This is a genomic window from Pseudoduganella sp. RAF53_2 (assembly GCF_052113985.1).
Classification (GTDB): domain Bacteria; phylum Pseudomonadota; class Gammaproteobacteria; order Burkholderiales; family Burkholderiaceae_D; genus Rugamonas.
In genome coordinates this window covers 1-13,908 of record NZ_JBFRDW010000071.1, presented here as the reverse complement: position 1 = coordinate 13,908, position 13,908 = coordinate 1, and the positions used below count along the sequence as shown (strand labels likewise).

The 13,908-nt window shown below is 62.4% G+C and carries 12 protein-coding genes; 8 read left to right on the top strand and 4 right to left on the bottom strand.

What is annotated here, in order from left to right:
- From AB4Z11_RS06740 to AB4Z11_RS06715, 6 genes are all read left to right on the top strand, one after another.
- Positions 1–2,241 (top strand): GH92 family glycosyl hydrolase (locus tag AB4Z11_RS06740; protein WP_442023690.1); only part of this gene is annotated, 2,241 nt, incomplete at its 5' end.
- On the top strand, positions 2,238–4,535 hold the full coding sequence (locus AB4Z11_RS06735) for a GH92 family glycosyl hydrolase (protein ID WP_442023688.1): 2,298 nt from the start codon (positions 2,238–2,240) through the stop codon (positions 4,533–4,535). The genes AB4Z11_RS06740 and AB4Z11_RS06735, both read left to right, overlap by 4 nt.
- Positions 4,519–5,517, top strand: a complete 999-nt coding sequence (locus AB4Z11_RS06730) for a LacI family DNA-binding transcriptional regulator (RefSeq protein ID WP_442023686.1) — start codon at positions 4,519–4,521, stop codon at positions 5,515–5,517. Before AB4Z11_RS06735 ends, AB4Z11_RS06730 begins: the two co-directional genes overlap by 17 nt.
- Before the next feature lie 15 nt (positions 5,518–5,532).
- Positions 5,533–6,756, top strand: a complete 1,224-nt coding sequence (locus AB4Z11_RS06725; protein WP_442023684.1) for an AGE family epimerase/isomerase — start codon at positions 5,533–5,535, stop codon at positions 6,754–6,756.
- Positions 6,749–7,657, top strand: a complete 909-nt coding sequence (locus AB4Z11_RS06720) for a carbohydrate kinase family protein (RefSeq protein WP_442023682.1) — start codon at positions 6,749–6,751, stop codon at positions 7,655–7,657. Before AB4Z11_RS06725 ends, AB4Z11_RS06720 begins: the two co-directional genes overlap by 8 nt.
- Positions 7,644–8,909, top strand: a complete 1,266-nt coding sequence (locus AB4Z11_RS06715) for a sugar MFS transporter (RefSeq protein WP_442023680.1) — start codon at positions 7,644–7,646, stop codon at positions 8,907–8,909. Before AB4Z11_RS06720 ends, AB4Z11_RS06715 begins: the two co-directional genes overlap by 14 nt.
- A 105-nt stretch (positions 8,910–9,014) precedes the next feature.
- Here the strand turns inward: AB4Z11_RS06715 and ttcA are convergent, their stop codons facing one another.
- Genes ttcA through AB4Z11_RS06700 form a run of 3 tightly spaced genes read right to left on the bottom strand, consistent with a single transcriptional unit; the run spans position 9,015 to position 11,119 of the window.
- Positions 9,015–9,920 (bottom strand): tRNA 2-thiocytidine(32) synthetase TtcA, encoded by a 906-nt coding sequence (gene ttcA, locus AB4Z11_RS06710; RefSeq protein WP_442023678.1) that lies wholly within the window; start codon positions 9,918–9,920, stop codon positions 9,015–9,017.
- Positions 9,917–10,315, bottom strand: a complete 399-nt coding sequence (locus AB4Z11_RS06705) for a dihydroneopterin aldolase (protein WP_442023676.1) — start codon at positions 10,313–10,315, stop codon at positions 9,917–9,919. Before AB4Z11_RS06705 ends, ttcA begins: the two co-directional genes overlap by 4 nt.
- Positions 10,316–10,339: 24 nt before the next feature.
- Positions 10,340–11,119 carry an SDR family oxidoreductase gene (locus AB4Z11_RS06700; protein ID WP_442023674.1) on the bottom strand — a complete coding sequence of 260 codons (780 nt, stop codon included), beginning with the start codon at positions 11,117–11,119 and terminating at the stop codon, positions 10,340–10,342.
- A gap of 56 nt (positions 11,120–11,175) precedes the next feature.
- Here AB4Z11_RS06700 and AB4Z11_RS06695 point away from each other — a divergent pair, with 56 nt between their 5' ends.
- Together AB4Z11_RS06695 and AB4Z11_RS06690 are read left to right on the top strand one after the other, a co-directional pair.
- A complete protein-coding gene (locus AB4Z11_RS06695) occupies positions 11,176–12,324 on the top strand; it encodes a class I SAM-dependent methyltransferase (RefSeq protein ID WP_442023672.1) in 1,149 nt (382 codons plus the stop codon).
- A gap of 29 nt (positions 12,325–12,353) precedes the next feature.
- Positions 12,354–13,325, top strand: coding sequence for a J domain-containing protein (locus tag AB4Z11_RS06690; RefSeq protein ID WP_442023670.1), 972 nt, complete (start codon positions 12,354–12,356; stop codon positions 13,323–13,325).
- A 108-nt stretch (positions 13,326–13,433) separates the two neighbouring features.
- Here the strand turns inward: AB4Z11_RS06690 and AB4Z11_RS06685 are convergent.
- The coding region (locus AB4Z11_RS06685; protein ID WP_442023668.1) for a chemotaxis protein CheW at positions 13,434–13,908 on the bottom strand (475 nt) is incomplete at its 5' end.

Genomic DNA, 13,908 nt, shown 5'->3' with positions numbered 1-13,908 from the left:
GCCGCCGTCAATGTATTCATCGGCACCGGCGGCGATGGCCACACCTTCCCCGGCGCCACGCGTCCGTTCGGCATGGTCCAACTGAGCCCGGACACCCAGGTCCGCCACTTCAAACAGAGTTATCCCTGGGCGGCAGGCTACCGTTACGAAGACAACTCCATCCTCGGCTTCTCGCATACCCACTTCTCCGGCAGCGGTCACTCCGATCTCGGCGACATTCTGCTGATGCCCTACAGCGGCGACACGAAGCTGGAACCGGGCTATCCGGAGCGCCCCTTCAGCGGCTACCGTTCGCGCTTCCGCCACGAAGACGAACACGCGGAGCCGGGCTACTACGCCGTGCGCCTGCAGGATAACGACGTCAGTGTCGAACTGACTGCCAGCGAGCGGGTAGGCCTGCACCGCTACCACTACGACAAGGGTGCGGACGCCAAGGTGATCCTGGATCTGCGTCAAAGCATTTACGATTACAACGGCAAGAACCTGTGGTCCTCGATGCGCGTCCGCGACAACAGCACCATTACCGGCATGCGCGTCACGCGCGGCTGGGCGCCGGGACGCCAGCTGTATTTCGCGATGAAGTTCTCGCGCCCCATCGCCGGCCGCGCGCTGTACAACCGCGAAGAGGGCGTCGAGTACAAAGGCTTCGCTGCGCCGGGCAAAACGCCGTCCGAGAAGATTTACGTGGAAGGCAAGGCCCTGGTTGGTGCACTGGACTTCGGCGTACCGGCCGATGGCACGCTGATGGTAAAGGTCGCGCTGTCCGCCGTCAGCGAAGACGGCGCGCTCGCCAACCTGGAAGAAATGCCGGGCTGGGACTTTGACGCGGAACGCAACCGCGCCAGCAAAGCCTGGAACGATGCCCTGTCCGCCGTGGCAGTCGAAGCGCAGGAACCAATGCGCACCATGGTCTACACCAGCCTGTATCACGCCATGCTGGCGCCAAGCCTGTTCATGGACCGCGACGGCCAGTATCGCGGCCCGGATAACCAGGTGCACAAGGCCAAGGGTTTCAGCTTCCATTCCACCTTCTCGCTGTGGGACACCTACCGCGCTCTGCATCCTTTGCTGACGCTGATCCAGCCGGAACAGCAGAACGTCGACTTCGTGCGTTCCCTGATCGTGTCGCAGCAGGAAAGCCCCTACGGCATCCTGCCGGTGTGGCAGTTCAACGGCCTGGAAACCTGGTGCATGATCGGCTACCACGCGGTGCCGGTGATTGCGGACGCCTACATGAAGGGCCTGAAAGGCTTCAGCGCCGATGAAGCGCTGGCCGCGATGACCGCCAGTGCCGAATACGGTCCTTACGGCGGCCTGGAACACTATATGAAGTTGGGCTATGTGCCGATCGACCTGGAGCCGGAAGCGGCATCCAAGACCGTCGAATATGCTTTCGACGACTGGACCATCGCGCGCATGGCCGAGAAGATGGGCAAGAAGGATATCGCCGCCCGCTACTACAAGCGCGCCCAGAATTACCGCAATGTGTTCGACACCAAAACCGGCTTCATTCGCGCCCGTAAATCGACGGGCGAATTCCGCGAGCCCTTCAATCCCGTGTTGTCCAACTTCGGCAGCGATTACACCGAAGGCAGCGCATGGCAATATTCCTGGTATATGCCGCACGATAATGCCGGTCTGATCTCCATGCTGGGCGGCGATGCGGCAATGGCGGCGAAGATCGACCAGGTATTTGATGCCAAGGTCGATGCGAACGTCTACGCGCATATGGAAGACATCTCCGGCCTGATCGGCCATTACGCCCACGGCAACGAGCCATCGCACCATGTAGCCTACCTGTACAACTATGCCGGTGCACCGTGGAAGACTCAGGCGCGCCTGGGCCAGATCGTCGCCAGCCAGTACAGCGCCAAGCCGGACGGTCTGGCGGGCAATGACGATCTGGGTCAGATGTCGGCCTGGTTCACCTTTACCGCCCTGGGCTTCTATCCCGTAGCGCCGGGCAGCAATGAATACGTGATCGGACGTCCTTTCGTGGACAAGGCCGTGCTGAATCTGCCGAACGGTAAGCACTTCACCATCCGCGCCGAGCAATTGAGCGCAACGAATGTGTATGTCGGCAGTGTCACGCTGAACGGCAAGCCGCTGCAGCGCAGCTTCCTGCGCCATGAAGACATTACCGCAGGCGGCGAGCTGGTGTTCCGCATGCAGGCAACGCCGAATACCGACTGGGGCCGCGACCACAAAGCCCGCCCATACACGCAGACGGCTTACCAATGATGAAATTCGGACTGGTACTGGCCCTGGCCGCGCCGCTGGCCGGGGCACAAATGGTTGGCAAGGTGGCCGATCCCGTGGAGTGGGTCAATCCCCTCATGGGCACGGCCAGCAGCATGGAAATGTCGAACGGGAATACCTATCCGACCATTGCCGTCCCGTGGGGCATGAACTTCTGGACGCCGCAGACCGGCAAGATGGGCAATGGCTGGGCCTACACCTACGGCGCGGACAAGATCCGTGGCCTGAAGCAGACGCACCAGCCGTCGCCTTGGATGAACGACTACGGCCAGTTTGCCGTCATGCCCATCACCGGCGCCAAGCGTTTCAACGAAGACGACCGCGCCAGCTGGTTCTCGCACAAGGCGGAAGTCTCGAAGCCTTATTACTACAGCGTGTATCTGGCCGATTCCAACGTCACCGCCGAAATCGCGCCGACGGAGCGCGCAGCCCAGTTCCGCTTCAGCTTCCCGCAGTCCGAGAAAAATTATGTGGTGGTGGATGCCTTCGACAAAGGCTCCTACATCAAGATCCTGCCCGATCAGCGCAAGGTGATTGGCTACAGTACCCGCTATGCGCGCGGTCCGCTGCCGGCCAACTTCCGCAACTACTTCGTGATGGTGTTCGATAAACCCTTCACTTCGGCCGACGTCTGGAGCGGCAAGCAGCTGATCGAGGGCGGTCTGGAAATGACAAGCGACCACAGTGGCGCCATTGTCGGTTTCAAGCCGGGCGAGCAAGTGCACATGAAGGTGGCGTCGTCCTTCATCAGCGCTGAGCAGGCCGAGCTCAATCTCCGGCGCGAACTGGCGAACGACGATTTCGACGCGACTCGCGCCAAAGCCAGGGCGGCATGGAACCGCGTGTTAAGCCGCGTGGAAGTGGAGGGCGGCAGCATCGACCAGATGCGCACCTTCTATTCGAGCCTGTACCGCATGGTGCTGTTCCCGAACAAGCTGTATGAGCTCGACGCAAAGGGGCAGCCGATTCACTGGAGCCCATACAACGGCCAGACTCTGCCCGGTTATATGTTTGCCGGAACCGGGTTCTGGGACACCTTCCGCGCTCTCTACCCCTTCCTGAATCTGGTCTACCCCTCGATCAACCGCGAAATGCAGGCGGGCCTGGCCAATGACTTCAAGGAAGGCGGCTGGCTGCCTGAGTGGTCCAGTCCCGGTCTTGCCAACGTCATGATCGGCAATAACTCGGCCGCCGTCGTGTCGGATGCATGGATAAAAGGCATTCGCGGTCAGGACATCGACACCTTATGGCAAGCGCTCAAACACGGCGCCGGCAACGAAGGCCCGATGCCAGCGGTGGGGCGCTTCGGCGTCAAGTATTACAACGAGCTTGGTTACGTGCCGTACGACGTGAAGATCAACGAGAACGCCGCGCGCACGCTGGAATATGCCTACGACGATTTCGCCATCTACCAGCTGGGCAAAGCGCTGGGCAAGCCGGAATCGGAAATCGGCATCTACGCTCAGCGTGCCATGAACTACAAGAAGCTGTTCGATCCCGAAACAGGTCTGATGCGCGGACGGAACAAGGACGGCAGCTTCCAGTCGCCGTTCAATCCCTTCAAGTGGGGCGATGCTTTCACCGAAGGCAATAGCTGGCACTACACCTGGTCCGTGTTCCATGACGTCGATGGCCTGATCAAGTTGATGGGTGGACGCGAAGCCTTCGTCGACAAGCTCGATACCGTCATGAAGCTGCCGCCGGTCTTCGACGAAAGCTACTATGGCGAGGTGATTCACGAAATCCGCGAAATGCAGATTGCCAATATGGGGCAGTACGCCCACGGCAATCAGCCGATCCAGCACATGCTCTATCTATACAACTACGCGGGCGCGCCATGGAAGGCGCAGTACTGGATTCGCGAAACGCTGAACCGCATGTACCGTGCGACGCCGGATGGCTATTGCGGCGATGAGGATAACGGCCAGACCTCGGCCTGGTATGTGTTCTCCGCGCTGGGCTTCTATTCCGTCACGCCGGCCGTCGGCCAGTACGTGATTGGCGCTCCGCTGTTCCAGCACGCGACGCTGCATCTTGAAAACGGCAAGGACGTGCGTATCAACGCGCCGGCCAACGATGCCGACAAACGTTACATTGAGTCCGCGCGCCTGAACGGACGCCCGTACACGCGTAACTGGCTGGCGCACGATGAGCTGCTGAAGGGCGCTACACTCGACTTCAATATGTCGGCCGTGCCGAACAAGCAGCGCGGCACAGCGCCGGACGATGCTCCCTATTCCTTCTCGCGCGAGACGCAGCATGAGCGAGCCCACTGACCCGGTCACGATCCGCACCATTGCGCAGCACACCGGCCGTTCGATCGGCACGGTGTCGCGCGCGCTGAAGAATCAGACTGGCCTGAGCGAAGAAACGCGCGCACTGATAGTCGCCAAGGCGCGCGAACTGGGGTACGACTTCAACAACCTGAAGACGGGGCGCATCCGACGCATCGCATTTTTGCTGCACTCCCAGCACAGCACTTTGGCGRCCAGCCCCTTCTATTCGCCCGTGCTGCATGGCGCGGAAGCGGCCTGCCGCAAGGAAGGGATTGCGCTCTCGCTGTTCGCGGTCAATCCGGCCGAGCCGGTGGCGGAGCTGATTCGCCTGCACCAGCCGGATGCGATTCTGTGCGCCGGCTATTTCGAGCCGGAGGTGCTGGCAGCGCTGCGCGCCAGCGGCAAGCCGATGGTGCTGGTCGATATGCGCCTGCAGGGCTACACCTCGGTCAACGCCGATCACCATCTGGGCGGCTATCTCGCCACCCGTCACCTGATCGAGAGTGGACGCAAACGCATTGCCATGCTTTCCGGTCCGCTGTCGCACTACAGCATTCAGCAGCGCGTGCGCGGCTTCCGCAAGGCGCTGTACGAAGCGCGTCGCCTGGCCGATCCCGATCTTGAGGTGACCTTGCCCGGCATTGGCGACCGCGATCAGGCTGTGCGCGATGCGATGGCCGGCTTACTGGCGATGACCCAGCGTCCCGATGCACTGTTCTGCTACAACGACAGCACGGCGCTGGCAGCGATGCGCTACTGCCTGGACGCAGGACTCAAGATTCCGCACGATCTTGCCATCGTCGGCTTCGACGATATCAGCGCGGCAGCGATGGCGGTGCCGCCGCTGTCGAGTGTCAGCACCGACAAGGAAGCGCTGGGCGCGGCCGGTGTCGAGTTGCTGATGCAAACGGATACCAGCCAGGTGCTGGAGAAAATTCTCGCGGTGCGCCTGGTCGTGCGCGAGAGCAGTAATGATGACTAAACCACGGATGACCAGATGACCCAGGCTTTCCCCGATTTCTTCGCGCGTTCCACACTGCATAACCACGTTGCGCAGACGATGTCCTTCTACTACCCGCGCTCTATCGATCCGAGCGGCGGCTTCTATCATTTCTTCAAGGACGACGGCACGGTCTACGACGCGGCGACACGCCATCTGGTGTCGAGCACACGCTTTGTATTCGTGTATGGGATGGCTTACCGCCACTTCCAGCGGCCGGAGTATCTGCAGCAAGTGCGGCACGGTGTCGATTTCCTGCGCAATGTGCACCGCAATCCTGAAACGGGCGGCTACACCTGGCTGTTGAAGTGGCAGGACCGCAAGGCTGAAGTGCTGGACGCGGAAAACCACTGCTACGGTCTGGCCTTTGTGCTGCTGGCGTATTCCCATGCGCTGATGGCGGGCGTGGAAGAAGCGCGCGGCTATATCGAAGAAACGTTCGCGCTGATGGAGCGCCGCTTCTGGGAACCGGAGCATGGTCTGTATGCCGACCAGGCCAGTGCGGACTGGTCGGAGGTGTCGTCCTATCGCGGCCAGAACGCCAATATGCATGCCTGCGAAGCCTTGCTGGCCGCGTACCAGGCCACTGGCCAGGTGCATCTGCTGCGCCRCGCCGAACTGCTGGCCTGGAATATCACGCAGCGCCAGGCGGAACGCGCCAACGGCATGATTTGGGAACACTACAAGAGCGACTGGTCGGTCGACTGGGAATTCAATCTGCACGACAAGGCCAACCTGTTCCGTCCATGGGGCTACCAGCCGGGCCATTTAACCGAGTGGAGCAAGCTGCTGCTGCAACTGGAAGAACATGGCGCGCATCTTCAGCGCGATCCATCCTGGCTGCTGCCTGCCGCACAGAAGCTGTTTGCGATTGCGCTGGACAAGGCCTGGGACCATCAGCATGGCGGCATCCATTATGGTTTCGCTCCGGACGGCAGCATTTGCGATGCGGATAAATATTTCTGGGTGCAGGCCGAAACACTGGCTGCTGCCGCGCAGCTGGCCGCGCGCACCGGCGATCCCCTTTACAAGACCGTGTACGAAAAGCTGTGGAAGTACAGCTGGACGTATTTTGTCGATCACGAATACGGCGCCTGGTACCGCATCCTGACCGCCGATAACCGCAAATACTCGGACGAGAAAAGCCCGGCAGGCAAAGTGGACTATCACACCATGGGCGCCTGCTACGACATCATGCGCGCCTGGAGCAAGCATGGCTGACGGCGCGCGCTTTGTCTGCGCCGGAGAGGCGCTGACCGACATGATCCGCCATGAAGGCGATGTGTGGCATAGCCGCGTCGGCGGCTCGACCTGGAATGTGGCGCGGGCTTTGGCGGCGCTGGGTGCGCCGACGGCGTTTGCGGGCGCCATCAGCCAGGACGTGTTTGGCGACGCGCTGTGGCGGGCCAGCGAGGCGTCCGGACTGGATTTACGCTATCTACAACGCTATGCGCGCCCGCCGCTGCTGGCGATGGTGCATTCGACCACGCCGCCGGATTATTTCTTCGTCGGCGAGAACAGCGCCGATCTGTATTTCGACCCGCATACGCTGCCCGCCAACTGGCTGCACGATGCGCGCTGGCTGCATTTCGGCGGCATCAGCCTGGCACGCCAGCCGCTTGCCGACAAACTGGTAACGCTAGCCACTGCTGCGCGTGCGGCCGGTGTGCGCATCAGCTATGACCCGAACTTCCGCAAGCTGATGGACGAGCGCTACGACGTCACGCTGCGCGCAATGGCGGCGCTGGCCGACGTTATCAAAGTCTCGGACGAAGACTTGCGCGCGCTGTTCCGTACCGATGACGAAGCGGCAGCGCTGGCGCAACTGCGCGCCATGAATCCTGTCGCCGCCGTGCTGTACACACGCGGCGGCGAAGGCGCTTCGCTGCTGGCCGGCGCCGGCATGTGGCACGCGCCGGCGCCGCGCATCACTGTTGCGGACACGGTCGGCGCGGGCGACGCCAGCATTGCCGGCCTGGTCTTCAGCCTGGACCATCATCCTGAGCGCGACTGGCAGCAGCATCTTAACTTTGCCGTAGCCTGCGGCGCTGCAGCCTGCTGCGCTCCCGGTGCCCACGCACCCACCCTTGACGAAGTGGAGAGAATCAATGGAAACGTATAGCCCTGTTGCTTCCGCACCGAATGCCGCCGCGTCTGCGCCGACGAACTACCGCAGTGCGTTGTCGATTGTCACACTGCTGTTCTTCATGTGGGGTTCGCTGACGGCGCTGAATGATGTGCTGATTCCGCACCTGAAGGCCGTGTACCAGCTCAGTTATGTACAGGCGATGATGGTGCAGTGCTGCTTCTATGGCGCCTATTTCATCGTGTCCCTGCCGGCCGGTATGTTGATCCGCAAGATCGGCTATCAGCGTGGCGCCGTCGCCGGCCTGCTGATCGCCGCGACCGGATGCGCGCTGTTCTACCCGGCGGCGAATTCCGGGTATGCCTTGTTCCTGTTTGCTTTCTTCGTGCTGGCGAGCGGCATCACGGTGCTGCAGGTGGCTGCGAATCCTTATGTGGCGGCGCTGGGCGAACCGCGCAATGCGTCCAGCCGTATGAGCCTGGCCCAGGCCTTCAATTCGCTGGGCACTACGATTGCGCCTGCGCTGGGCGGCATGCTGATTCTTGCTGGCGGTGCGCTGAGCCACGGCGCGGCGTCTGGCGGTGCGGCGGCGGAAGCATCCACCGTGCAGGGACCTTATCTGGTGCTGGCGGCAGCGCTGCTGCTGCTGGCCGTGCTGTTCTCGCTGGCGCGCCTGCCGCACATCGAAGCGGGCGAACCGCCGGCAGCGGCCCGCGAAGGCTGGGGTGCGCTGCTGGCGCATCGCCACCTCGTGCTGGGCGCAGTGGTGATCTTCCTGTATGTGGGCGGGGAGGTGAGCATCGGCAGCTTCCTGGTCAACTACTTCGGCGAGCCGCAAGTCGCCGGCCTGGCGCCGGCCGATGCGGCGCGCTATGTCAGCTACTACTGGGGCGGCGCCATGATCGGACGCTTCGTCGGCAGCGCGGCCATGCACTATGTGAAGCCGGGTAATGCGCTGGCCTTCAATGCAGCTGCCGTGATCGCGCTGGTGCTGCTGTCGATCTTCAGCCACGGCGGTGTGGCGATGTGGGCGATTCTTGCCGTCGGCTTGTTCAACTCGATCATGTTCCCGACCATCTTCAGCATCGCGCTGAAAGACCTTGGCCACCTGACGGGGCCAGGCYCCGGCCTGCTGTGCATGGCCATCGCGGGCGGCGCCATTGTGCCTCTGCTGCAAGGCGCGGTCGGCGATGCCGCGGGCGTCCAATGGTCCTTCCTCATCCCCGCAGCGTGCTATACCTTCATCCTTTATTACGGGCTGAAATATGCGGGGATTTATGACCGCTAACGGTGCGCTTGCAACGGCGGATCGATGATCCGCCCTACGCGAGGGTAACAATATTCCTGGCCCGGCGTAGGGCGGGTCATTGACCCGCCGCGATCGGCACGTGGCTTAACCGGCTTGAAGAGGAATGATGCCCGGTGTGGCCGTTGGCGTGGAGCAGGGTTCTTCGTCGAAGGCGATGTCGCCGAGGGGATTGGCGAGACCGTCGGCCTTGATGTCTTTGAAGCCGAACAGATCGCGGTCCATCAGATGCGAAGGAACCACCGTCGACAGGGCGGAGAAGGTGCTCTCCACGCGGCCCGGATGTTTCTTTTCCCAGTCGCGCAGCATGGCCTTGATCTGCTTGCGCTGCAGGTTTTCCTGCGAGCCGCACAGGTCGCAAGGAATGATCGGGAAGCCTTTCACGGCCGCATAGCGCTCGGTGTCTTCTTCCTTCACATAGGCCAGCGGACGAATCACCACGTGCTTGCCGTCGTCGGACACCAGCTTGGCCGGCATGCCCTTGATCTTCGCGCCGAAGAACATATTCAGGAAGAAGGTTTCCAGGATGTCGTCGCGGTGGTGGCCCAGGGCGATCTTGGTGCAGCCCAGTTCATCGGCCACGCGGTACAGGATACCGCGGCGCAGGCGCGAGCACAGGGAACAGGTGGTTTTCCCTTCCGGAATCAGGCGCTTGACGATCGAGTAGGTGTCCTGGTTCTCGATGTGGAAGGCCACACCCAGCTCGGTCAGATAGCGAGGCAGCACGTCAGCCGGGAAGTTCGGCTGCTTCTGGTCCAGGTTGACGGCCACGATCTCGAAATTGATGGGCGCGCGCTCGCGCAGCGTCATCAGGATATCCAGCAGGGCATAGGAGTCCTTGCCGCCGGACAGGCAGACCATGACCTTGTCGCCTTCCTCGATCATATTGAAATCGCCGATGGCCTGGCCGACCAGGCGGCACAGGCGCTTGTGCAGCTTGTTGTTTTCGAAGGCCACCTTGTCGGCGGCTTTGGTGTCGACTACGGCGTTCATGCTACGTCCTTGATCTTGAATACTTCCACGCCCACGCCTTCGCAATCCGGATAGACATCAGGCTTCATGGTCGATACGCGTGCTGCCAGCACTTTCGGGTGCGCCAGCATGGCCTTTACCACATCGTCCACCAGCGTTTCCTGCAGATGCACGTGGCCCTCGGCCATGCGGCGGGCGATGGTCTCGCGCATGAAGTCGTAGTCCACCACTTCATTCAGTTCGTCGTCCTTGGGCGTGGACACGGCCAGCGGAATATACAGGTCCACGTTGATCAGCACGCGCTGCTCGCCCTTCTTCTCGAAATCGTGCACGCCGATATTGATCAGCACTTCGTAATTGCGCAGGAACAGCCGGCGGCAGTCTTGCAGTTGCGGGTGAATGAGGGCGGACAGCATTTTGCGAAAACCTTAAAGTTGAAATTATTTGGCGACGAACATCACGTCGCGTCCCGATGGCTGCAGGTGCTGGCCGCCATCGACAAGTAAAGTGGTGCCGGTCATGGCGCGCGCACTGGCCGCATAGACCACGGCAGCGGCAATGTCCTCCGGCGTGCTGGAACGGCCCAGCGGCGTTTGCTGGTGCGCCTTGGCGAAGCCTTCCTCGCTCTGGTCGCCGGACACCATGGTGATCCCCGGCGCCACGCCCACCACCCTTACCTTGGGCGCCAGCGCCTGCGCCAGCATGGTTTGCGCCGCTTCCAGCGCAGCCTTGGACAGGGTGTAGGACAAAAAATCGGGATTGAGATTATAAAGCTTCTGGTCCAGCAGATTGATGACGACCGCCTCGCCGCGTTCCGGCGTGGCGTCGTACAGCGCATGCGCCAGCAGCACGGGCGCGCCGACATTGGCGTGCATATGCGCATCCAGCCGCTCGAAACCGAAATCGAAATGGCTGTCGTAATCGAACAGCGACGCGTTGTTGACCACGCAGTGCACGGCGTCCAGCGCGGCCACGGCGCGCGGCAGCAGCTGCTTCACCGCTTCCTGGTCGGACAGGTCGCAATCGAGCGTGACGGCGCGGCGGCCCAGCGCGGCAATCGCCTGCGCCACATCGCGCGCTTCGTCGTGCGAATGGCGGTAATGGACGGCGATGTCCCAGCCCGCCTGCGCCAGCCCGAGGGCAATGGCGCGGCCCAGGCGCTTGCCGGCGCCCGTGACGAGGGCGACGCGTGGCGTGGTCACTGGCTGTGTTGTCGTCATATTAAGTGTCAATCAATTCCGTAGGGTGGGGCGCGCCGATTCGCTACAATGCCGGAATGTCTTTACCCGCACCTTCTTCCGACGCGCTGGCCGCGTCCCAAGCCTTGCAGCAGCAGATCGCCGCCGATATCGCGCAGCAGGGCGGTTCCATTCCATTCTCCCGCTTCATGGAACAGGCGCTGTATGCGCCCGGTCTGGGCTATTACAGCGGCGGTTCCGCCAAACTGGGAAAAGATGGCGATTTTACAACTGCACCAGAGCTGACGCCGCTGTTCGGACAGGCCGTGGCGCACGCGGCAGCCGCTATTATCGCCCAAAGCGCGCCGCATATCCTCGAATTCGGGGCCGGCACGGGCAAGCTGGCTTTGGATGTGCTGACCGAGCTGGCTGCCGCCGGCGTGACGGTCGAGAGCTATTCCATTGTCGACCTGTCCGGCGAGCTGCGCGCGCGCCAGCAGGAAACCTTGCGCGCCTTCCCACAGGTGCGCTGGCTGGACCGCCTGCCGGAACGCTTTGAAGGCGTGGTGCTGGGCAATGAGGTGCTGGACGCCATGCCGGTCGATATGGTCACGCTGACCGGGCAGGGCTGGCAGGCGCTGCACGTGACCGTGCGCGACGGCGCCTTTGCCTGGGATGCGGTGGCGCCCGATGCCGCTCTCGTCGAGCAGATCGCCCGCCAGATTCCGGACCCGGAAAGCCTGCCGGTCGGCTACGTGACCGAAATCCACGGCGCAGCCTGCGGCTTCATGGCGACGCTGGGCGCCATGCTGGCAGGCGGCCGCGGCGCGGCGCTGCTGTTCGACTACGGCTTCCCGGCGCGCGAGTTCTATCTGGGCGACCGCGCCACCGGCACCCTGATGTGCCATTACCGCCACCACGCCCATCCGGACCCGTTCTATTATCCCGGCCTGCAGGACATCACCGCCCACGTCGATTTCACGGCCATGGCGCTGGCGGCCCAGGACGCGGGAGCGGACGTGCTCGGCTATACCAGCCAGGCCGGTTTTCTGATTGGTGTCGGCATCGGCGAACTGCTGCTGCGCACCGACCCGTCCGACACCATGCGTTACCTGCCGCAGTCGAACGCCCTGCAAAAGCTGGTATCTCCGGCGGAAATGGGCGAACTGTTTAAAGTGCTGACCATCGGTAAAGACGTGGAACTGCCCGCCGAATTGCTGCGCGCGGATCGCGTCCACCGTTTGTAGAGGCGGGCTGCCGCTGATAATATTAAGAGATGGGAAAGATCCACACTCACTATGACAACTTAAAGGTCTCCCGCGGGGCGCCCCAGGAAGTCATACGTGCCGCCTACAAAGCGCTGAGCCAGAAATACCATCCGGACAAAAATCCGGGTGACGAAAAGGCTGCGCGCATCATGGCCATCGTCAATACCGCCTATGGCACGCTGGCTGATCCGGTGCGCCGCAAGGAGCATGACGAGTGGATCGCCCAGGAAGAATGGGAAATCGCCTGGCTGGAGAGCACCAAGCACGACAGCCATCACGCGCCGGCTGAGCCGGGCTGGTCCGATCATCCGGTGGATATTCCGCGCCGCCGCGTGCTGAAGCGCCGCCTCAAGCTGTGGGGTTCGCTGGGCGGCTGCGTGGCGCTGGGCTGGGTGGGCGGCATGCTGACTGTGTCCGAGCCGCGCCAGATGTCGGCCGTACTGGCGTCCGGCTGGGGCGGCAACAAGCCGACTGCCGAGCTGACGGCGACGGCCACGCCAAGCCGTACTTATCCCCGCGTTGWGAAAGCCCAGAACAGCGATGACGGCTGGGCTGTCGCCAAACCCTATTCCCCGGAACCGAATGTGATGAAGCCGCCGCCGATCAAGGTGGTGACCTTGTCCCAAGTCGTGCTGCCGAGCGCGACGGTCGATTGCGAGCATGAAAGCCCGACCCTGGTGGCGCCGAACGGTGAGCCGTGGCCGCAGCAGTCCGGCTATGTGGATGGTTTCCCGGTCGGGAACAAGGGGGAGGATATGCAGCTGACGCTGGACAATGCCGCCAACCCGGCGGCGGTGTTCATCAAGGTCTACGACCTGGAGCGCCACGCCAATGTGCGCTACGCCTTCGTGCAGGCGCACGACAAGCTGATCGTGGATCAGCTCTCCAACGGCAAATACGAAATCCGCTACCAGAACATCGACCTCGGCCCGGACAAGAACGGCTGCGCTGCCCGCCGGGCCAAGCAGGCCGACAGTTAACCTGGCACGGCGGGTCAATGACCCGCCCTACCCCCCCGTGCGGCCGATGAGTGTTGCGCCATCTCCCGCGTAGGGCGGATCATCGATCCGCCGCATCCGCGGCGCATGTTATGGCGCCAGGCCTTCGATCAGTCCCATTTCCGCGCTGGACATCAGGCGGTTGATATCCACCAGAATCAGCATGCGTTCGTCGATGGTGCCGAGGCCGATCAGGTATTCATTACTGAACGCCGTGCCCATGTCCGGCGCCTGCTTGATCTGGTCCGGCGTCAGGGTGGTCACATCGGACACGCTGTCCACCACCATGCCCACCACGCGGCCATTGATATTCAGGATGATGACCACGGTGAACTGGTCATACACCGGCTCGCCCAGCTTGAACTTGATGCGCATGTCCACCACCGGAATGATGATGCCGCGCAAGTTGATCACGCCCTTGATGAATTCCGGCGCGTTGGCAATGCGGGTCACCGCTTCGTAGCCGCGGATTTCCTGTACTTTAAGGATGTCGATGCCATATTCCTCGGAGCCCAGCTTGAAGGCCAGGAATTCGCGGCCCAGCCCATCGGCTCCGGTGGTATGC

Bases quoted from the DNA above. Each gene is read 5' to 3' on its own strand.
- AB4Z11_RS06735 (WP_442023688.1), top strand. From the start codon at position 2,238: ATGATGAAATTCGGACTGGTACTGGCCCTGGCCGCGCCGCTGGCCGGG.
- AB4Z11_RS06720 (WP_442023682.1), top strand. From the start codon at position 6,749: ATGGCTGACGGCGCGCGCTTTGTCTGCGCCGGAGAGGCGCTGACCGAC.
- ttcA (WP_442023678.1), bottom strand. From the start codon at position 9,920: ATGAACGCCGTAGTCGACACCAAAGCCGCCGACAAGGTGGCCTTCGAA.
- AB4Z11_RS06705 (WP_442023676.1), bottom strand. From the start codon at position 10,315: ATGCTGTCCGCCCTCATTCACCCGCAACTGCAAGACTGCCGCCGGCTG.
- AB4Z11_RS06700 (WP_442023674.1), bottom strand. From the start codon at position 11,119: ATGACGACAACACAGCCAGTGACCACGCCACGCGTCGCCCTCGTCACG.
- AB4Z11_RS06695 (WP_442023672.1), top strand. From the start codon at position 11,176: ATGTCTTTACCCGCACCTTCTTCCGACGCGCTGGCCGCGTCCCAAGCC.